19 protein-coding genes are annotated in these 21,301 nt (G+C 49.9%); 5 read left to right on the forward strand and 14 right to left on the reverse strand.

Features of this window, described 5'->3' with window-relative positions; genetic code table 11:
- Window positions 1-8: 8 nt before the first annotated feature.
- From METMI_RS0120245 to secA, 9 genes are all read right to left on the reverse strand, one after another.
- Window positions 9-914, reverse strand: coding sequence for an FAD:protein FMN transferase (locus METMI_RS0120245; protein ID WP_019868130.1), 906 nt, complete (start codon window positions 912-914; stop codon window positions 9-11).
- Window positions 915-920: 6 nt separating this feature from the next.
- Window positions 921-3,566 (reverse strand): DUF3570 domain-containing protein, encoded by a 2,646-nt coding sequence (locus tag METMI_RS0120250; protein WP_232215264.1) that lies wholly within the window; start codon window positions 3,564-3,566, stop codon window positions 921-923.
- The gene (locus METMI_RS26515) at window positions 3,553-3,762 is read right to left on the reverse strand and encodes a DUF4266 domain-containing protein (RefSeq protein WP_232215265.1); all 210 of its coding nucleotides are present in this window, start codon (window positions 3,760-3,762) and stop codon (window positions 3,553-3,555) included. Before METMI_RS26515 ends, METMI_RS0120250 begins: the two co-directional genes overlap by 14 nt.
- 48 nt (window positions 3,763-3,810) lie before the next feature.
- Complete coding sequence (locus METMI_RS0120260) at window positions 3,811-4,314, reverse strand: TlpA disulfide reductase family protein (protein WP_019868133.1); 504 nt, start codon at window positions 4,312-4,314, stop codon at window positions 3,811-3,813.
- Between the two features lie 92 nt (window positions 4,315-4,406).
- Window positions 4,407-4,910: a hypothetical protein gene (locus METMI_RS0120265; RefSeq protein ID WP_019868134.1), complete on the reverse strand. Its 504-nt coding sequence runs from the start codon at window positions 4,908-4,910 to the stop codon at window positions 4,407-4,409.
- A 95-nt stretch (window positions 4,911-5,005) separates the two neighbouring features.
- The gene (locus METMI_RS0120270; protein ID WP_156829917.1) at window positions 5,006-5,470 is read right to left on the reverse strand and encodes a hypothetical protein; all 465 of its coding nucleotides are present in this window, start codon (window positions 5,468-5,470) and stop codon (window positions 5,006-5,008) included.
- Between the two features lie 62 nt (window positions 5,471-5,532).
- A complete protein-coding gene (locus tag METMI_RS0120275) occupies window positions 5,533-6,345 on the reverse strand; it encodes a HEAT repeat domain-containing protein (RefSeq protein ID WP_156829918.1) in 813 nt (270 codons plus the stop codon).
- 200 nt (window positions 6,346-6,545) lie between these two features.
- The gene (locus METMI_RS0120280) at window positions 6,546-7,463 is read right to left on the reverse strand and encodes a hypothetical protein (protein ID WP_019868137.1); all 918 of its coding nucleotides are present in this window, start codon (window positions 7,461-7,463) and stop codon (window positions 6,546-6,548) included.
- A 525-nt stretch (window positions 7,464-7,988) separates the two neighbouring features.
- Window positions 7,989-10,706, reverse strand: a complete 2,718-nt coding sequence (gene secA, locus METMI_RS0120285) for a preprotein translocase subunit SecA (RefSeq protein ID WP_019868138.1) — start codon at window positions 10,704-10,706, stop codon at window positions 7,989-7,991.
- A gap of 321 nt (window positions 10,707-11,027) precedes the next feature.
- On the opposite strand from secA, the gene METMI_RS0120295 reads away from it, so the two are divergent.
- Together METMI_RS0120295 and METMI_RS27210 are read left to right on the forward strand one after the other, a co-directional pair.
- Window positions 11,028-11,618 carry a DUF502 domain-containing protein gene (locus METMI_RS0120295; protein ID WP_019868140.1) on the forward strand — a complete coding sequence of 197 codons (591 nt, stop codon included), beginning with the start codon at window positions 11,028-11,030 and terminating at the stop codon, window positions 11,616-11,618.
- A gap of 22 nt (window positions 11,619-11,640) precedes the next feature.
- Window positions 11,641-11,850 (forward strand): hypothetical protein, encoded by a 210-nt coding sequence (locus METMI_RS27210; RefSeq protein ID WP_156829919.1) that lies wholly within the window; start codon window positions 11,641-11,643, stop codon window positions 11,848-11,850.
- A 230-nt stretch (window positions 11,851-12,080) separates the two neighbouring features.
- Here the strand turns inward: METMI_RS27210 and METMI_RS0120305 are convergent, their stop codons facing one another.
- The 5 genes from METMI_RS0120305 to METMI_RS0120325 form a co-directional block, all read right to left on the reverse strand.
- The gene (locus METMI_RS0120305; protein WP_019868142.1) at window positions 12,081-13,085 is read right to left on the reverse strand and encodes a class 1 fructose-bisphosphatase; all 1,005 of its coding nucleotides are present in this window, start codon (window positions 13,083-13,085) and stop codon (window positions 12,081-12,083) included.
- A 127-nt stretch (window positions 13,086-13,212) separates the two neighbouring features.
- Window positions 13,213-13,485 carry a SemiSWEET transporter gene (locus tag METMI_RS0120310; protein ID WP_019868143.1) on the reverse strand — a complete coding sequence of 91 codons (273 nt, stop codon included), beginning with the start codon at window positions 13,483-13,485 and terminating at the stop codon, window positions 13,213-13,215.
- A 95-nt stretch (window positions 13,486-13,580) separates the two neighbouring features.
- On the reverse strand, window positions 13,581-14,072 hold the full coding sequence (locus tag METMI_RS0120315) for a hypothetical protein (RefSeq protein ID WP_019868144.1): 492 nt from the start codon (window positions 14,070-14,072) through the stop codon (window positions 13,581-13,583).
- 6 nt (window positions 14,073-14,078) lie between these two features.
- Window positions 14,079-14,993, reverse strand: coding sequence for an oxygen-dependent coproporphyrinogen oxidase (gene hemF, locus METMI_RS0120320; RefSeq protein ID WP_019868145.1), 915 nt, complete (start codon window positions 14,991-14,993; stop codon window positions 14,079-14,081).
- Between the two features lie 147 nt (window positions 14,994-15,140).
- Complete coding sequence (locus METMI_RS0120325) at window positions 15,141-16,112, reverse strand: IS1595 family transposase (protein ID WP_019864971.1); 972 nt, start codon at window positions 16,110-16,112, stop codon at window positions 15,141-15,143.
- A 178-nt stretch (window positions 16,113-16,290) separates the two neighbouring features.
- On the opposite strand from METMI_RS0120325, the gene METMI_RS0120330 reads away from it, so the two are divergent.
- The 3 genes from METMI_RS0120330 to METMI_RS0120340 all read left to right on the forward strand — a co-directional run bounded on the left by METMI_RS0120330 (window position 16,291) and on the right by METMI_RS0120340 (window position 21,283).
- Window positions 16,291-18,663, forward strand: a complete 2,373-nt coding sequence (locus METMI_RS0120330; protein ID WP_019868146.1) for a TonB-dependent siderophore receptor — start codon at window positions 16,291-16,293, stop codon at window positions 18,661-18,663.
- 147 nt (window positions 18,664-18,810) lie between these two features.
- Window positions 18,811-20,067: a PepSY-associated TM helix domain-containing protein gene (locus METMI_RS0120335; protein ID WP_019868147.1), complete on the forward strand. Its 1,257-nt coding sequence runs from the start codon at window positions 18,811-18,813 to the stop codon at window positions 20,065-20,067.
- A gap of 109 nt (window positions 20,068-20,176) precedes the next feature.
- Window positions 20,177-21,283, forward strand: a complete 1,107-nt coding sequence (locus METMI_RS0120340) for an ISAs1 family transposase (protein ID WP_019868148.1) — start codon at window positions 20,177-20,179, stop codon at window positions 21,281-21,283.
- The last annotated feature ends 18 nt before the right edge of the window (window positions 21,284-21,301 follow it).

Consider the following 21,301-nt stretch of genomic DNA (forward strand, 5'->3'; position numbering starts at 1 on the left):
TTATTAACTTAACGGCATTGGGAGAACAACGGGCCACCCGTCCTGCCCTCGACATCAAACCAATAATGCGGCAAACCGAGTGACTCCAGCCATGCCGGGCCCTGGTCTTCTTTGAGCATGGCGATGGTTGACGCGCTGCCGGCAATCACGCAGAAATCACTGGCCACGCTGACCGCCGCCAAGTGTTTCACAGGCCAGCCAGTTTTGGGGTTGAGGATATGCCCATAGCGGCTGCCGCCAATAATTATGCAGCGTTCATAATCACCGCTGCTGGCCAAGGCGCCTTGATGGAGCAATAAGGTGTCCGCCAGGACGTCCTGTTGGCGGGGGTGGCGGATGCCGATACGCCACGGGCTACCATCGGCACGCGGGCCGATGATTTTGATGTCGCCACCGAGATTGACAATGCCGTGGCGGATGCCTTGTGACTGGCATAAGGCGGCGGCACGGTCTACGGCGTATTCTTTGACAATGCCGCCAAAATCAATTTCCATCCCCGGCACGGTAAATTCCAATACGGGATTTTGCCAACGGATTTTATGCCAACCGATTTTTGCCAACAGGTGTTGTATCGTTTCCTGATCCGGCAATGTGCCCAAATCAAACCGCCATGCCTGCCGCAATATGCCGGACGTTATGTCAAACAAACCATCACTTTGCTGGTGGCACGTCATCGCGTAATCCAATAACCCGGCCGTTTCGGCATCGACTTCGATGCTGCCGCCTCTCGCGGCGGCACGGTTGATGGCGGACAAAAAGCTGTCGCTGCGGTAACGGGAATAGCGCGCTTCCAATCGCTGGATGTCGGCGACGGCGGCATCGACAACCTGTTTGGCTTTGGCCTGTGTTGTGGCAAATAACTGGATTTCACAAGGTGTCCCCATCGCCTTGAAGCCGTGTTGGTAAAATTCCATTTTGTCTTAAAACATCACGCTCCAAGTGGCCGATAACGCGCCTTCCCTGTCCAGTTGGTAGCCGTTGACATCGTCTTGCACGGGTTGCAGCCATTCCACGCCTAGGCTGTTGCCTTGCAAATCGCCGGACGGGACGGTGAAGTTAAGGCCAAACCCGATATCCCAATACCGGCCACCATAGCTGCCGGTGTAATCCATCGGGCCGGTGCTGTAATTGGCTTTTGAGCCAGGGTTGACGTTCTTGACCAGCACATTATTGCTGACGCCAGAAACGGGTTTGAATTTGCCGTCAATGTCAGCTTGGCCGGTATAAACCCCACGGACTGAAGCCGACAGCCACGGGGTAAAGTGATAACTTCCCCACGCAGTCCCTTGAAAAATATCACCTAAGGCGTAACCGGAGCCATTTTTATTTTGCAGGCGGGTGGTGGCATTAAATTGCGCCCCCCACGACCATTGGTTGAGCTTGCCGGTATAAGTCACGCTGGGTTTGAAATCCCAAGTGCCGCTGCCCAGCTGCATGCCGTAGTGGATATAGCCCCCGTCTTTATGGTGCATAGGCCTCAGCTTAATATCCACATCACCTGTTGGCGCGCTTAAGCCCAAGGTGGCATGGACATGATGCCCTTCCTTATCAAACAACTTAAACAGCGCGTACATACCGGTGTCGCCCACCCCGCCTGTGGCATGCGCACTGTGGTCGCCATCGCTGTGCACATGATCCTGGAACGGGTTATAGGTGAGCCCGTCCAACATCCGCATGTTCATTTCCATATCCACAAATTGCGGCATCAGCATCAAGTTCAGCCAATCGGTGGGCGCATACATGATGTCGAGCATGTGCATGTGCATGTCCATCTCGGTCGGTGTCACCCGGCAATTTTTCGTATATCCCGTGAGGCAGGCGTTTTTCCGGATGGCTTGGTCGCTGGCCGGATGGGTGCCGTGCAGCATATCGCCTGCTTGCCGGTTGTACATATAACGGTAACCGACCATGACCTCGTTAGTCTTATTCAGCATGTGGCCAAACATGACACCCGCAGGGCCGTGGCTTCCGGAATGGTGCCCGTGATGGTCATGGGCATGACCGGAAGAGCCGCCACCACTATTTAACGCCGCCAAGTTGACATTTAACGAGGCATTGGCCTGATAGTAATTAAAATCGCTGTAACGGCCTTCACCGCCACCGTCCATTTTTAATGAACCTGCATGGGTGTAGTATTCAAACCCCGCTTCAATGCTCACGGCTTTGGATAGTTTTTTACTGATGGCCACGCCACCGCTTAATGCGCCAAAAGCGGACAAGCGTTGGTCACTGGAAAAATTGGCGGGCAAATTCTTATTGGGGTTGGTTGATGAATAAGCCTGTTTGGCAATGATATAAGGGTAGTAAAAGTCGGCGGCATCCTGGGAGTAATAGCGCACTTTAGGGGTCACCGTCCATGTGGAAGCGATAGGTTGCACCCAGTCCGCCTCAAAAGTATGCGCATTAATGCCCCAGTCATCGTGGAAAAACCGGTAATCCAAATGCAGTGCGGCGTCCAATAAACCAATATGCTGGATATAACGGCCACCTACCGAAACCTGGTTGCGCTCATCCGGGCGCTGCTCCAGAAAAGCGCGCACTTGGCCGACAATCGCATTCGGGTTGGAGAAATCAGTGCCTAGGGTCTTTGGATCGGCAAACACGATGGTGGTGGCCTTGTAAGGGTTTTCCATGTAACCGGTGCTGCGGGTATAGCCAATGCTGGTTTCAACTAGGGCGGTTTTATTAAGGACTTGCGTCAACCCCAAGCTGGTTCCCCAATCCTGGCGATTACCGCGCAAGACGTTAATATTGCCGGATTTTTCAATCTGTTGGTCATAAGCGTCCTTAACCAAATAGATTTCGGCGTCATGGTCGATACGGGCCGCCGTGTCGCTATTGGTATAACTCAAACCTAGATTTAAGGTGGTCAGTTTCTGGTTAAAATCCCAGCGGCCATTGATGTTACCAAAGCGCGATTCATAGTCGTTTTCTATAGAGATGCCGCCACCGATATTGACAGCCGCCTCATCCCATTCATAACCTAAGGTAAAATCACCTTGCTTACGTGTTTCAGGCGAAGCCATCGATAACACATGTACGGGCAGAAATGTCCGGCCTATCGCTTTTCCTTGCGGATCGACCACAATCGGCACAAATTTTTTATTTAAAAGCATCTGGCCATAGATATAAGGCGAGGCTCCGGTGGTGATGGTTTTCCCTGATGGGGTGTCAGCGAGGATGGCACGGTTGCCGTTGGCCGCCAATGGCGAGGTGGTGATGGGCGTGGCCCCTGACCAAGTGTCCTGAATATAATTAAAGGCAAATTTGATACGGTCAGTCAAACTTATCCTGGCCTTACCCACCACGCTTTCAACTTCAATCGGGTTGCGGGTGTTTTTGACGTTGTATAACTTGCGCTTGCCTTCCTGATAATGGCTATATTGGAAATTAACCTCATCCTCTTCAGCCGCATGGGCGGCGGGCAATATCAGGCCGGGCAATGCTAAGGCCGCAACGGTCAAGGCTTGCAAAGACGGGCTCACAGTTGGCGCAGGCTTGCGTTTACTGGGCGATGGCAAGAAGCCATTTTTTAAGAAATATCTGACCCTATCAGTAACAGCCACAACCGCCTCCACTGCTAGAACTGCCGGCAGACGCCGCTTCACGGCTGCCATGGGTATGTTCGCTTAAAATATCCTGCATGGGGGTGGGCTCAAGAGCCATGGACGGCTTGGCGAGTGTCCCGCGCTGCCAAGGTGACAAGGGCGTGCATCCGGGTAAGCAGCTAGCCGAAACCGCGGTGGCTATTAGGGTTAACATGAGTTTTCTTGGCATTGTTGCATATCCTTCAAAAACAGTTGGCTAGGCCTAATGTCCAGCTACCAGCTTTTCAACTAAAACCTTCAATTCCCCGGCTTCATCTGCCCGGAAACCCAGATGGATATGGCGGATAATGCCGTTACGGTCAACCAAGTAAGAGGAAGGCATCGCTTGCACGGCAAACTGTTTGGCGCATTGTTCCTGGACATCCGAAACCACAGTAAAACTGGCGGGATATTTGGCAAGAAAATCTTGGGCATCGCTGGGGTTTTCATCCAGATTAATGCCGATGATCTGAAAATCATCACCTTTAAGCCCGTCATGCAAGGTGTTCAAAAAAGGGAATGATTTGGCACAAGGCCCGCACCAAGATGCCCAAAAATCAATATAAAGCACCTTGCCTTGAAACTGCTTAAGGGTGGTTGTTTTGGCGTCGGATAAGGAATTGAGCTTACAGTCGGGGATAATATCACCCTGCTCTACGGCATGTGCGGTTTGTATAAAAAATATCGCCAAGGCTATACATAGCAGGGTTAAGATAGGTTTATTCATTTATTATTATTATTATTATTATTATTTTTATAAATTAACTAGTTGGCGATAGACAGCCAGGTATTTGCCCATCTATGCACAATGGTTTTGGATTATTGGTTTTGTAGGAATTTGGTGGCGATTCCTGTCGTTTTACCTGCGCTATTCAGGCAATTGTAATTTAATTGGTAACTTTCCACCCCGGCCGAGGTTTTATTGACCCTAACATCGTACACACCATTGCCGCTATTAAAAACCTTGGTAGGCACTTTATTTACGATAATGGTGGTCCACGGGTTGGCCGCCGGGCTGGTCACCGCATCACCATCCACAGCGTCCGTGGTGTTGGCTGCAAACCGGCCTTTGATAACTTGGGCGCTAACCTTAGGTGCAGCAACCGGTAACAAATCAAGTAACTTTAGTGACAAATGATGGGTGTCACCGTTGGCATTTTTCGAGCAGGTCACTTGGTAATAGTCGGTTGCACCGCTGGCATTGCCTAACGAGCCATTTTTTATTACCGCCAGGGTGGTGCTGGCATGGCTGCAAAGCCCCAACAACAAAGCCATTGCAAAAGTATTTTTTAAGACGGTATTTTTAGGGAAACTGGAGTTCATAAATTTTTCCTCGTATGCTTGCGTGGCGTTAAAGAATCATTTAACGGCCCTTATTCTGATAGCCATCACTGGATTAGGGCAGTTAGCCGTGCTAACTACTGGTCAGTAAGTATAGGAAATTCCGTACCCACATGATCCCCAGAACTGCTTAGGCAATGGAGTTCGACTTTATAATTTTCATTGCCCGCCGCAGTTTTATCAACCGTCAGGATGTAAAAATCATTTCCGGTACCGCCACCTTTAAAATTGACGCTGGGGCTGGAAGTGGCGTTGCCATCAACGGCGTCAGTCAGGTTTTTGGCTATATTCGCCCGTTGGATTTGGATGCTGACCAAAGGTGCGGCGACAGGCAAAGTATCGCTTACATTGATGTACAAGTGGTCATTGGCGCCATTGCCATCACCGTTGTCAAAACAATGGATTTGGTATTGGTCAATCGAGCCGCTGGCGTAACCCAATGTCCCATAAATTTCATGCGCTGAAGCAAGCTGGGTTTGCCCTAATGCCATTAATGACAGCAACGCGGACAAAATCGGAGTTGGGGATATTTTTTTCATCATGTTCCTCGTGTTTTAATTATTACCCCTGCAAAGACCTGTACCCAGATAATTGCAGAATAGTGTTAACGGGCCGCCAGTGCTTCCAATTTGGTGGACGCATAAGTGCGGACTGTTTCATCGCTATCATTAAGTGCTTGCTCTAATAAGGCCGGATGCCCATCGGCACTATCGACGACCATCAAACGTACTGAAACATCGTTATCTTGTAATGCGGCAGCCAATCCGGCGGCGGCGTCCGCATCGCCATATTTAGCCAAAGCGGACACGGCCTGCGCCCTCACCTCGGCTGATTTATCCGTTAGTGCGGTTTCGAGCGCATTGCGGATGGCCGGATCGCTTGCCTGCCTCTGTAAAGCCAGTGTGGCTATGGCCTCGGCACGACGTTCAGGATCGTCAGCTTGTGCCATGTCAAGCAAATGGCCCATATCTGATCCGTCCGGTGTCCGGGCCTGCGGATGATCGCCCGTATCGACCGGTGGCTTTACCGTAACCACATCACCAGCACCTCCTTGCCCTGTATCACTCCCCAGCACCCAAGCTTCCACAAGGACATTCCCATGCGCCATCGCTTTTTCCTGTCCATAACGGAAAACCAGGTTGGCCTTTTTATCAAGCAAACATTCAAGGATTTGCTTGGCGCTTTGCCCCACACAAACCGCATTGACAGGCTTGCCAGACAAACCGGAGTAATGCAAGGTAATGCCGGCAGTTTGGGCAATTCCCTCCAGTGCTTTAGGCAATGGGGTTTGCGTAACTTCCAGCTTCATTTGCTGGGCATTGGCTTGGGTAAGGGCAAATCCGGCCGGTTTACCGTCCGCTAACGTTAACGTCGACGCCAATACACAGCCGCAAATTGCCAAAATTGGTTTTTTCAATACAGTCAATTCTATTTTGCCTATAAACAAAAACCACAAATCCGAAAACTTGTGGTTAGTGACATCCCATGTCGCGTAAAACGGATTGAAAGGCAGATATCCATAACGGTTATCTACCTAAAAAACCAATCATTTTACTACTTAAATCAAATAACGTGCCAGTAAGCCTAGGTTTGGCACAGTGTCACGTTATGATTTTTTTAATTGCTGGTGGGCCAATATAATTGACGCGCGCCACCCTTGCCTTCGTTATAGGGGATAGGCAAATTAGCATCAATGTCCGCGTCTGCAGGCTCAATGGCCAAGTTATAACCGGCGCCACAAGCAGGGTCTAACGGGTTTTTAACTAAATCACGGGCAACTGTCATCGTTGGCCAGTAAACCAATCCTGAATCCATCTCGGCTTGGCTATAAGGCATCACGTTTGCGTCATTGAATTTAGTGGTCAAATGGCCAATCCAGACATCTGCCCTAGCAGGATTTTTTCTGCTGGCCTTACCGCTTAAGCAATAATTGACTTCCGCAATCCGTACTTTTAGGCTTTTGGCACATGAAGTGGTTTTAAAGTTGATCGGGCCGACCGCAAAAGGTGAAAATGCGGCGCTGCTGGTGACTTCTTGGAAGATCGGTGCGGAAGCGTAAGGGAGCGGGCCGTTGTTGGTGAAATAACCTCTTTTTAACGGCGTTGCGTGCGCCCCCAATAGGGTGTTTTTGTCAATTTTAGGGACGAAATTTGCGAACAAGTTAGGTTGGATGGTATTTAACCCCAAACCTGTAAAGCCCACGCCTGCCACCACACCGGCAATATCGTCGGACAAATCCGCCAAAGTGCCCATTGGCGCGCCAGTGGTAGGGTCAAGTTTAGTGACAACCGCTAAGGCAGGGTCAGCGGCGTTAGGAAATAAGGCTGACATGGCAATGATATTTTTGGTTCTTCCGACAGAAGAATCGCCATTGCCGTCACAACCATGTGAAACGTTGAATGCGTTATAAGCCACTACGCCTTCTGGAACAACATCCCGGATACCTGTGTGTGCCAATACGTTTTGGGCGGTAATGGACACCAATATTGCTGCTGATAAGAGCGCCAGTTGTTTTGCCAGTTTATTTTTTTTCATCGAATACTCCTGTAGACATTATAGGTTGTTATATTAGCGAACATAAAAAACAGCAAAGCCGATATTAGGTTCACAATTACAAATAAGCACCATACATGCCAATCAATAACAGGCGTTTTATTTTAAATATATCCTATTGATATTAGATTACTTTTTACTTTTCTTGAGCAGGCAAACCAAACACTTGATGGTAGGGGGCAAGAGGGAAAAACCGATTAATCCCTATTGAAAACGATTGATATTATTCGGACAGGCCACCAAACCATGTGATATGCCACACACATTTTTCAATGTAAACACACAACCTATTGTATTGCTGGGTTTTTATTAAGTAATGCGTGATATGACATAGCATTATGCGTTAAATAACACAGTTTAATTGGCTTATTAAGGCGGCCGGAGCGGCACTAAAAGGCCAACAAACCCTAATAAAATGGCTGGCTTACACATTATCCAAACAAAAAAGGCCGGGGGCACGAACCACTCGTGCCCCCGGCCTTTTAAACCGGAATTTTCAGCTAGCGCTTAACTGATTTTGCCATGGCATTGTTTAAATTTTTGACCGGAGCCACAAGGGCAAGGGTCATTACGGCCTATATTTTTATTGTCATAGCCAGCAAATTGCAGGTTGGCGTCATCATCACCAACGTCCAATTGCGCCGCCGTGTCAGTATCGAATAAAGGCACTTCAGCATGGTCGAAGTGCATTTCTTTGGGCGTTTGCATTTGCCCGTCCAGCACTTCCGCATCCTGATCCTGCCTGAGCTGGATCTTAAACAGGATGGTCACAACCTCATGCTTGATATGCTCAAGCAAGCTGTTAAACATCTCAAACGCTTCGCGCTTGTATTCCTGCTTAGGGTCTTTTTGGGCATAGCCCCTAAAGTGTATGCCTTGGCGCAAATAATCCATTGCCGCCAAATGTTCTTTCCAATTGCTATCAAGCACTTGCAGCATAATTGACTTTTCAATATGTTGCATGATGTCCACACCAATACTCTGCTCTTTATCCTTATGGTTTTGTTCGAGTATTTCGACAATGCGCTGGCGCAAGCTCAGCTCATGCAAGGAATGGTCTTCATCCAGCATGTGCCGTATCGGGATTTGCACATTAAATTCTTGCTGGATATGGGTTTCCAGCTCTTCAATTGCCCATTGCTCCGCCATGGTTTTGGGCGGGATGTATTCCGTGATGGCGTGGTTGACAACATCCGCGCGGATCGCGGTGATGATCTCCGAAATTTCGGCCGCCGCCATAATTTCGTTGCGCTGGGCATAGATCACTTTACGCTGGTCGTTGGCGACATCGTCATAAGCCAGAATTTCTTTGCGGATGTCAAAGTTGCGGCCTTCAACTTTGCGTTGGGCGTTTTCTATGGAGCGGGTGACCCACGGATGCTCAATCGCTTCACCATTGCCCATGCCTAATTTTTGCATCAGTCCGGCGACCCGTTCGGAGGCAAAGATACGCATCAAGTCATCTTGTAAGGACAAATAGAACCGCGTTGAACCCGGGTCACCTTGACGGCCTGAACGCCCCCTCAACTGGTTGTCAATACGCCGTGATTCATGGCGCTCCGAACCGATGACATGCAGTCCGCCGCTGGCGATGACCTGGGTATGCCGGTCTAGCCAAGCCCCACGGATTTTATCTTTTTCAGCCTCGCTGGCATCAGCACCCAAAAGCTTAAGTTCGGCTTCCAGGTTACCCCCCAAGACAATGTCGGTTCCCCGCCCCGCCATATTGGTGGCGATTGTGACGGCAAAAGGCTGTCCGGCTTGCTCGATGATATGCGCTTCACGTTCGTGTTGCTTGGCGTTTAACACTTCATGTTTGATGCCCAGTTGCACCAGCAGCCCGGACAAACGCTCGGAATTTTCGATGGAAGTCGTCCCCACCAAAACCGGTTGCCCGCGGGTGACGCATTCCTTAATGTCATCGGCAACGGCACGGTATTTTTCATCCGCGGTCAGGAATATCACGTCCCCCAAATCGCGGCGTATCATCGGGCGGTGCGTGGGGATGACCACCACTTCAAGCCCGTAAATTTTGTTGAGCTCAAACGCTTCGGTATCGGCGGTTCCGGTCATGCCCGATAATTTTTCGTACAGACGGAAGTAGTTTTGGAAAGTGATCGAAGCTAATGTTTGGTTTTCATTTTGGATAGTGACGCGTTCCTTGGCCTCAATCGCTTGGTGCAAGCCTTCTGACCAACGGCGGCCAGGCATCGTACGGCCTGTGAATTCGTCAACAATCACCACTTCATCATTGGCGACGATGTAATCAACATCCCTTTTAAACAGGATGTGCGCCCGCAAGGATGCGTTGAGGTAATGCATCAAGCGGATATTGGTGGCGTCGTATAAGCTGGTGCCTTCAACCATCAAGCCGTGTTCCACCATAAGCTGTTCGACGCGCTCATGGCCTTGTTCGGTCAGGTGGATTTGCCGGGTTTTTTCATCAACCGTGTAATCACCGGCGGGGCTATCTTTTTCTTGCGCGGTTAAGGAGGGGATGATGCCGTTGGCTTTGATGTAGATTTCGGTGCTGTCTTCGGTCGGGCCGGAAATGATTAAAGGTGTCCGGGCTTCGTCAATCAGGATCGAATCGACTTCATCGACGATGGCAAAATACAAATCACGCTGGACTTTTTGCTCCAGGCTGAATGCCATATTGTCGCGGAGGTAGTCGAAACCGAATTCGTTGTTGGTCCCGTAAGTGATGTCACACGCATAGGCATTGCGTCTTGATTGTGCGTCCATTTGCCCGAGGATCACACCTGTGGTCAAGCCCAAGAAACTGTATAGCCTGCCCATGTTTTCGGCGTCACGTTTGGCAAGGTAATCGTTGACGGTGACGACATGCACGCCACGTCCTGGCAACGCGTTGAGATACGCGGCAAGCGTCGCCATCAGGGTTTTGCCTTCGCCCGTTTTCATTTCGGCAATCCTGCCGTCATTCAAGACCATACCGCCGATTAGCTGCACATCGAAATGGCGCATGCTAAAAACCCGTGTAGACGCTTCCCGAACCGCAGCGAAAGCCTCTGGAATAAGATTGTCCAAACGCTCGCCTGCACTTAAACGATCACGAAAAACTTGAGTTTTAGCCTTTAAGTCATCATCAGGCAGTTTTTCGTATTCCAAAGCTAAGGCATTGATCTTTTTGACCAACTTTTTCTTTTTATTTATCAGCCTATCGTTACGGCTCCCTACAACAAGTTTAACTAGCTTACCGAGCATGTCTTTTTCCGGTGTGAAAGTGGTAAATGGTTCAATCAAAGCCCCCGATTATATACCGTCCGGCCTATTAGTTACAGAGAAAACGCCTGATTTGTATATCCATCAGATGTTTGTGAACTGGCTTAAGGGCGAGGATAAGCCGCTACCGACAAGAAATTGGCTTATAATTGCAACCATTGTTTTGGGTTGGGTAGCCCGGCAATAATCAATAAACGACTAGAACCACCAAGTATGATAAGAAAAATAATTACAACCTCATCAGTACAGATATTGGCCAACTCATGCCAATAGCCATAACTAGCCATATTCGGGAGAACACACATGCAAACCTTGACTAAAAAGCTTTTAAATTACTTTCTGATTGGCATCCTGGCCATTTTGCCCATCGTTGTAATTTTGCAAATCATTATTTTTATAAAAGAACTGGTGTCGGATTTATTTAGTATCGTGCATGACTATGCCGATAATTATTTTTATACGGCATTATTTTTCGCAGTGAGTTTTATCATTGTCGTGTCCATCGGCCAGAAAATCGTCAAAAAAGGCCGCCCTTGGGTCATTACGATTTTCGATAAAATGATTGAAAAAATCCCATTCCTAAACACGATTTACCGTGTTGTCGGCAAATTGATCAATATGTTTTCTTCGCATGACCAAAAAGTCGGCAAAGAAGTGGTTTATGTCGAATATCCTAGCCCGGGGATTTGGGTGCCGGCTTATGTGACCAATCGCTATGAAGACAAATATGTCCTGTTTATCCCGACCTCCCCGAATCCAACTTCGGGGTTTACCGTGATTGTTGACCAAGCAAAAATCATCAAATCGGCGATGAACATTGAAGAGGCCACCAGTTTTATTGTTAGCGTAGGTGTTGATTACAATAAATCCGCAGAAATGACGCAACTGCCATAACCATCAGAATGGGGAACGCAATATGACAAGATTGACATTAAGGGCTTTATGTTGGCTAATCGTTGCCAACATGGCCGGGTGTAGCAATGAACCCTCTCCAGAGGGCAAACCTGAAAAACCACCAGGCATCGCCACACAAGCGGAAGCCCTAAGCAAAGCCAAACAAGTGGGACAAGTGCTGGAAGAAAGCGCACGGCAGGAACGGGAAGAAATAAAGCAACAAAGCCAATAGGGCCCCAGTAGGATAAACGGCCTCCAATGGTATTTTAATCTTGGAGGCCCTTTACCGGCCTAGTGCTTAGTCACTGATTTTTTGTCGGGCCAGTCTAAATCCGTAGGGGTGGACGGTTGTCCGCCTTGTTTATGGCCTGTACCGAAATCCGCAGCGATCAGGCGAGCAACCGCTCGCCCCTACGAAAATAACACTGACAACTCAACACTCTAACTGGGCACTAGAACGCATTAAGCGGACAGATGGTAAGCGATGATGCGTTCCACTTCATTTTTAGACCCTAAGATGACGGGCACCCTTTGGTGTATGCCTGACGGTTGGATGTCCAGGATACGTTCGTATCCGGTAGTGCATAAACCGCCCGCTTGCTCAATAATAAACGCCATTGGATTGGCTTCGTACATAATCCGCAATTTTGCCGGTTTTTTGGGGTCGCGGTTATCTATCGGATACAGAAACACCCCGCCACGCGTCAAAATCCGGTAAATATCGGCGACAAACGACGCCACCCAACGCATATTAAAATCCTTTCCGCGCACACCTTCCTTACCCTGGACACATTCTTCGATATAGCGTTGCACGGGCGGCTCCCAAAACCGCTGGTTGGACATGTTTATCGCAAATTCGCTGGTTTCTTCAGGGATGCGCATATTGGGATGGGTGAGCATAAATTCACCAATATCCTGATCCAAAGTAAAGCCATTGACCCCCTGCCCTGTCGTCAACACCAGCATCGTTGACGGGCCATAAATGACGAAACCCGCACACACTTGCTCGGAACCCTTCGCCAAAAAATCATCCAGGGTTGGCTCTATGCCTTCACGGCAACGCAAGACAGAAAAAATAGTCCCGACCGCCAAATTGACATCAATATTTGACGAACCATCCAGCGGATCGAACATGACCAGATACTTGCCTTTTGGATAATGGGCGGGGATGGTGATGACATCATCAATTTCTTCTGAAGCCATGCCCGCCAGATGGCCCGTCCAGATCAACTGGTTCACCATAATCTCATGCGTGATAATGTCCAATTTTTTCTGGACTTCACCCTGCACATTTTCCGATCCGGCACTGCCCAACACACCAATCAACTGCCCCCGGTTGACTTTATGGGCTATTTGTTTGCAGGCGGTGACGATATTATTCAAAAGCAGGGTAAACGTGCCTGAGGCATCAGGCCATTCACGTTGTTGCTCAATGATAAATCGGGTCAATGTCACTGTGTTGGTCATATCACTCTCATTCTAGGTTTAAAAACGGGGCGGCCATCATTCACTTGAATATTTAAGGCCGAGAAAAAACTGGCATTGCACAAACAATGCAAAGATGCATGTAGTCAAGATACTGATTTGGTAGGGGTTATTTTTTTTTCAAAAAGTCGTTGTAGACTTTAAAGGAGAGGATTGTGGCTGCCAAGATGAAAGTGACGATATTGGCAATGACCAACGCCTTATCAGCAATATAAACGCCATAAACCAGCCAGCAAAACACCCCCGTAGTAAATAGGCTATACATGCCCATGGACAATGATTCGGTATCCCTGGTTTTAATGGTCAAAATGGCTTGCGGTAAAAACGAACTGGTGGTCAGCGTAGCGGCTATATAGCCAATGATGTCAGGCGTGATGGTCATAGGGGTTGTTTAGTTTTTTGTTTTAGTGCAGATACACGCACTAAAAGGATGGCGGCTTCGTTGGCTTGCTAGTCTAGTGAGTCGGTTTCGGCGTGTCAATATAACCCATCTTCGGGATATTTCCGGGTCCCTAACAAATGATCGAACCAAGGCCAAGTCACGCACCAATTCCCGCCACAAGCTAGCTGGTTGCAAAGATGATGGTCATAATGCCAACGCAAGTGCCGTTTTGCCCAGACCGGATCAAGATGGGCCTTGCGATGTTTGTAGTAATAAAGCGCCAAAGACAAATAAATGGCGCTGGTCAAAGCGGGCAACAAGAAAAATAAGGGCAAATGCAACAACACAATACCCATCAAAACGACCAACTCTTTGCTTTGGGTGTTCCATGTTGTCAGACAAACCGATTGATATCCGGGATCAACCATTGCGTGTTTGGCACAAACGGCATGATGTTCCTGCAAATGATAGGCCCAAAAGCTCTGCGGATTCCCCCCTAGCCCGTGAAGGATATATTTGTGCATCAGCCACTCGCCCGCATTGGCATATAACAAACCTGAGAGGAATTGAATGGCTAATAGCGACATTGGCTTTTAAATGCCCAACCAATTTTGTGGCTGCAAATAATGCTCGTACAACACCGCTTCTGGACTACCCGGCTCAGGATGCCAGTTATACCGCCAATGCGCGACAGGCGGCAAGGACATCAGGATAGATTCAGTGCGGCCATTGGATTGCAGCCCAAACAATGTCCCACGGTCATAAACCAGATTAAATTCCACATAACGGCCACGGCGGTAAAGTTGAAATTCGCGTTCCCTCTCACCATAAGGGGTGTCCTTGCGTTTTTGCACAATCGGCAAGTAAGCGTCAATATAATGGTTGCCGACACTTTGCATAAACGCAAAACATTTTTCAAACCCCCATTCATTCAGGTCATCGAAAAACAAACCACCGACACCGCGGGTTTCATTGCGGTGTGTGAGGAAAAAATATTCGTCACACCATTTTTTATAGGTGCCGTAAACCTCATCGCCAAATGGCCGGCAGGCTTCCTGTGCGGTATTATGCCAATAGATGACATCTTCGTGAAAAGGATAGAAAGGCGTTAAATCAAATCCGCCACCAAACCACCAAATGGTGGGTTCACCGGCTTTTTCGGCAATTAAAAAACGGACATTGGCATGGGAAGTGGGGACATACGGATTTTTAGGATGGATCACTAACGACACGCCCATCGCATGGAATTGGCGGTTTGCCAGCTCAGGCCGTTTTTCTGTCGCTGAAGGCGGCAAATGGATGCCAGATACCGAAGAAAAGTTAACCCCCCCCTGTTCAAACACCTCCCCGTTAGCCAACACGCGCGTCCTGCCACCGCCGCCTTCAGGGCGTTCCCACCGCTCCTCAAGAAATCGGGCCTCAGGCTCCTGGCTTTCCAATGCTGAACAAATTCTATCTTGCAAATCAAGCAAATAGGTTTTTACACTAGCAATATCATCGGTTTTCATGGATGGGGCCTGTCCTAATCGTTAATAAGGCACGAATGCTATCAGTTTTTATGTCGTGGATTCAACAAAGGATTTCCATTATTTTTTTAAGGTTAAAAACACCTCAGTTAAAAGCCCCCAAACTCCAGATATAGCCATTAAAAATGGCTATGTTTGCGTTAATAGTTGGAAAGGTACGCAACGCCCCACAGCGGCTTGCAGGATGACGCCGGGGGTGATTTGTTCGCCCCATCGCTCCAGTCCGCGCCGCCAGCCCAGATAGTTATCAAGGTATTTGGTGGCGACCCCATGGAACCGCCGCATCCAAGTTTTGAGGCGGCTGTCATACGCATTGACATTTTGGATGTGGTAAACCCCGGCCAGCACACGAATCCCCGCCGATAGGTTCAATGCACGATGCGCAATACCCGCCTGACGCGCCGCGCCTTTGAGACTTGCGCCGCCATCGGTGCATAGCACGGCGTCCGCTACGACGACGCGGCCAATAATGGGCGCCTCTTCGGCTTGCGTGGCCGCCGTCAGTTTGAAGTCGGTGGTGGTACCATGACGGTCACGTAGCACCAATACCGGCACTTGACCGTCCCCCGTCCCGCGTTGATGGGCCGCATGGCCACGGCGGTGCGGCGGCCTTGGTAACTGTCGTGAGCCTTTGAATGACAACGGAAAATAGGTTTCGTCCGCTTCGACAATGCCGGTCAAGCCAGTCGCCTTCAGCCCGGCCACCTCGGTGAGAAAACGGTGCCGCCAGCGAAAGCTCGTGGTTTTAGCCACGCCACAACGCTCGGCGGCTTTACGGACGGTGAGCCCTTCAATCAAGGCTTGGCTATAATCGAACCAGCGCTCTTTATGCCGCAACCGCGCAAGCGGGGTGCCCGTTAAAGCATTAAAACATTTTCCGCAGTCCCGGCAGCGGAACCGCTGTAACCCCGATTGCCTGCCCCAGCGGCCCAGTCGCCCGCTCTGGCAATGCGGGCACGGGCGCAGGTGTCCGCTCTCCAATTCACTGACGATGGCTTCACGGGATTCCGCCGCATTCAGCTGGACGAGCACGGCTGTCCGTTGCTTTCGGGTGAGGCGGCCCACCCCTTCCAACCACTCGCAATAGGCTTTTGTCTTCATTGTTCCACCCCCTGTCCCAATGAGACCAGGGTGAGTACAAAAGTTCAGATTCAACTATTAACGCAAACATAGCCTTAAAAATGGCCCAAAATTTAGTTGCCAGGGCATGAGGTGCTTCCATGAGTGGCGCGTCTTTATCGACAAGTGTTTTTAACTTAGCAATAAGGCGATTGGCAGAATGAAAATTAACCTTTTTTACCTCAAGAAACCGCATTACCGCATTAAATCGGCCTACTGGCTAACGGCAATCCCGCTATTAAACTTAACCGCCCTACCTATCCAGGCACTTGCGTTTGGGCAAAACGAGCCCCCCATGATTTCTGCCAATACGCAAGTGGCGGATAACCCAACGGCAAAAGCCAAACTAAAGGCCAAGGCAAACGCCCAACCATCGCCCCAAAGCAGCACCCCGACCTTGAAACAAATGACGGTCATCGGCACCACGGATTACGGACCGGACGACCCTTATAACCCAAATTACGTCCTGCCCAAAGCCACGGGAGGCACAAAAACCGACACGCCGGTCATGGAAACCCCGCTAAACGTACAGGTGATTTCCAAACAAGTCTTGAAAGACCAACAGGTGATCACCCTCGACCAAGCCTTGAAGAATGTCAGCGGGGTCACGACCAACGGCTCCGGTGGCAATGAAGGCGGTTTTTTTGGCGGCACAGGGCAATCGGTCATTTTGCGGGGCTTTGAATCGCAAACCTATTTCCGTGATGGTTTCCGTCTGCAACAAGGGGTGTCCAGCCGGGAAATGGCGAATGTCGAATCCGTCGAAGTGATAAAAGGCCCGGCGGCTATATTATATGGCTTGGTGGAGCCGGGCGGCATGATCAATGTTGTCACCAAACAACCCTTGGCAACTCCGTATTACGCGGCGACCCAACAGTTCGGCTCTTACAACCTATACCGCACCATGCTGGATGCCACCGGCCCAATTAATCAAGATAAAAGCTTGTTGTACCGGATGAACCTGTCCTACCAAAACAGCGGCTCGTTCCGCGATTTTGTCGATAAGGAAGACGTGTTCATGGCGCCAGTGTTGAAATGGAACATCAGCCCCAGGACCCAAGCGACCTTGGAAATGGAGTATAACCATCAGCATCTGGGCTTGGACACGGCGTTCCTGCCGCTAGACCGGCTGTTCAGCACCCCCAGTAGCCGCAATTACGGCGAATACACGCCGACCACGCGGGAAACCATTTATGGGGGGTTCAATATAGCGCACCAATTTAACGATGATTGGTCGGTCAAACACCGCTTTTCCGTCAACCAGCAAAACATTGATAACCCTTATTTTGTTTATCCGGTTGACGGGAGTGGCGGCAGCGTCACCCGCCAATTGTGGGGCGTTGAAAGCCAATTCAACACCTATTCCACCAACCTTGACCTAATCGGGCATTTTGACACCGCCGCATTGCACCATACCTTATTGATTGGTGGCGATTATTACCGTTTGGACAATGGCCATCATGAAGCCACCAGCTTCAGCGACCCGGCAAACTTCATCTGGGATACGTCAACCATTGATATAAACAATCCTGTCCACCCCGGCACGCCATTTACACAACCTTTAAGCCCGATCAGCCAAGTGGATAACCGTACCGACCAATACGGTTTTTATGTGCAGGACCAAATCAAACTGCCTTATCAGTTCCACGTCATGGGCGGCATCCGCTACCAAAACATCCATCAGGACAATCTGACCCGCTTTGGTGACATTTTAGGTGGCGGTTCCAGTGCCACGGCCTTAAGCGATGATGCGGTCACGCCACGGGTGGGTATTTTGTGGCGAGCACAGAGCTGGCTCAGCCTCTACGCCAATTATGTGGAAAGCTTCGGCCCCAACAAAGCGGGGGCGATTTTGGAATCTGGCGCACTGGCGCCGCCGACCAGCGCCGAGCAATATGAAGGCGGCATTAAAACCGAGTTTTTCGATGGCCGCCTGCGCGCCACCGTGGCCTATTATGATCTGACTAAAACCAATGTCGCCACGCCTAGCCCCAACGGCGTATTAGCAGCCCAAGGCATTTCCGTCCTCACTGGCGCTATCCGCAGCCGGGGCCCGGAAGTGGACATCCAAGGCGAAATTTTGCCTGGCTGGAATATGATCGCCACCTATGCCAACACCGATGCCCGCATCATTGATTCCGGTTCCGGCGAGGCGACTTTCGACTCTTACCAAGCGGTGGGGACGCGTTTTTGGAATGTCCCCAGCAACACCGGCAGCTTGTGGAACACCTTCGAGTTTCAGGACGGCGGCCTGAGAGGGTTTAAGTTCGGTGGTGGCGTGACCATCCGGGACGGACAAAACGCTTGCTGCGATGCGCCAGCGGCAAAAATCCCCGGTTATGCGACCGTAGATTTATTGGCGGCTTATAGTTTGGATGTCGGCAAGTCGAAAGTGACCGCGCAATTAAACGTCAATAACTTGTTGGATAAGCAGTATTTTACGGGCTTAAATTCAATTGGTGCCGCCAATTCAGGCATTGTCGATTTCGGCACCCCGCGCACGTTTATGGGGTCGATTAGTATCCAATATTAACCGTATCCCTCATTTACACTGGCTTCCATCTTTTGTTAGAAGCCAGTGCTTTTTATCGGCACATTCAATAAAGCGTGGATTCGAAGACGGAAAAATAGCCAGAAAATCCGCTTCGGCAGTCCGTAATTAGCCATCTAAACCACGTTCATGACACGTTATTTTTGGGTATTGGTACACCGTTATACAGGCCTTTATATAGCCTTTTTTCTGTTTGTTGCCGGATTATCAGGCAGCGTTTTGGCTTTTTATCACGAATTGGATGCTTGGCTAAATCCGCTAGAGCGGGTTGCGGCACAATCGTCGCCGATGCTAGATCCCTTCACCTTACGTGAACGGGCCTTAGCATTAAACACAAGGGGCCAGATCAATAGTGTCAGCTTAGCCCCCCGCGAAGTTGGAGCAATATATACGGTAGTTATTGAGCCATTGCCTTCCTCCTCTGAAGACAATTCCCCTAAAATCATCAAATTCAATCCCTATACTGGGGAAACCATCCCTGGGCAAACTGAGCTGGCTCCAGCTAGCAGCTTAAGATACTGGCCTTTAACCCGTCAGAATTTCTTGCCCTTTATCGTTGAACTGCACTACTCCTTAGTATTGGGGGAAATAGGCATTTGGTTATTTGGCATTGCCGCAACCCTTTGGACGGTGGATTGTTTTGTCGGTTTTTACCTGACTTTACCGCCTCTAAAGAAAAAGTCTCCGGCAACTTTCCCCAACACGATCAACATGCCAAATCCCCAACGCAACTTTTGGCAACGTTGGCAAATTGCTTGGAAAATCAAATGGCGGGGTTCAAACCAACGCCGTAATTTTGATTTGCACCGTGCCGGAGGTTTATGGACATGGCTAATGCTGTTGGTATTTGCGTGGTCTAGCGTTTATCTGAATATGCTTGAGCCTGTTTACACCCCAATCATGAAGCAATTTTCTGAATTGACTGATTTTAATGATTATCCCATTGCCGATCTTCCGCGAGCCCAATACGCTCCCGCAGTGGATTTTAGGGCGGCTTATCCAATCGCTAAACAGTTAATGCATGAGCAAGCGAAGCAAAAAGGTTTTACGGTGCTGGCAGAACAAAAATTCCTTTATAACCCCTTGAAAGGGCTTTATCTGTATTGGGTGGTAACGGATCGGGATGTCAGCGCATCGGCTGGTTCCAGTCTTTTATGGCTGGATGCAGAAAGCGGGGCTTTCGTGGCCTTATATCTGCCGACTGGAGAAAAAACGGGCGACACCATCACAAATTGGCTTGGCGCTTTGCACATGGCGCGTATTGGCGGCTTACCTTACCAAATTTTGGTGTGTTTGATTGGGTTAACGGTAGCAATGCTGTCGGTCACTGGCGTGTATCTGTGGTTGAAGAAACAGCAAGCTGCATTTTTAAAACATAAGGGCTAGCTTGAGTAGCAAAGCAATAAATTTGGCTATGTCACCAGGGCAATCGCGCTACCTCTATCCCTTGACGTAACAAGGGTAATAAAATAGGCGATTTGCAGAGAGAACAAGGATGCTGCCCAATCCACAGCCGTATTTCCAAGAAATTAAAGACCCCCGCCGCGAGACAAAAAACAAACTGCACCGGTTAAGCGACATCCTAATGATAGTGCTGTGCGCGGTGCTCAGTGGCATAGAAGACTGGGTGGGGATGGAGGAATTTGCCAAGGAAAAAGAGAGTTGGTTGCGTGGCTTCCTGGTATTGACCAATGGCATACCCTCCCATGACACCTTAAGCGATGTGTTGGGCCGGATCGACCCCGATGTGTTTCGGGAAGCGTTCATGCGTTGGGCCCAGGCCGCCTTGCCCAGCCTGTCGGGCGAACAAATCTGCCTGGACGGCAAGACGCTACGCGGCAGCCGTGCTGGCGACAGGGCCGTGCATTTGCTGAGCGCCTATGCGGCAAAGGCGCGTTGGGTGCTGGCGCAGCAGGCGGTGGGGGAGAAAACTAACGAGATTACCGCCATCCCCGACCTGTTGTCGATGCTGGACATTGAAGGCGCGGTGGTGTCGATTGATGCGATGGGCTGCCAAAAAGCCATTGCCGGACTCATTGTCGATGCCAAAGCGGATTATGTCCTGGCCCTGAAGGACAACCACAAAGACTTGTGCGACGATGTCAGTCTGTGGCTGGAGACGGAAGTGGCGGCAGGGCGGTTGCCCGTCCACGAAACCGTGGAGAAAGACCACGGACGCATCGAAATCCGCCGTTACTCATTAAGCAGCCAGATCGCCTGGCTCGAACAAAAGCCGGAATGGAAAGGCTTGACGGCGGTCGGCAGGGTCGAATCTACCCAGATCGTCGGGGACAAAACCTCGGTGGAATCCCGCTATTATTTGTGTTCTTTCGGCGGACTGGAACGTTTCGCCCAAGCCGTACGGCAGCACTGGCTTATTGAAAACAGGCAGCATTGGGTGCTGGACGTACAGTTTGGCGAAGACCGAAACCGGACGAGGACAAACCATGCGCCGGAAAACTTGGCTTTGGTCAGGCGGGCGGCGCTGAATTTATTGAACAATACTGCGCCCACTAAAGACAGCCTACGCAAACGTAAGCTCCGGGCTTGTTTGAGTGACCGCTACCGGGCAGAACTGATCTTCGGGAAAGGCGTTGAATAGCGCGATTGCCCTGGTACA

The sequence above is a fragment of the Methylovulum miyakonense HT12 genome (assembly GCF_000384075.1).
Lineage (GTDB): Bacteria > Pseudomonadota > Gammaproteobacteria > Methylococcales > Methylomonadaceae > Methylovulum > Methylovulum miyakonense.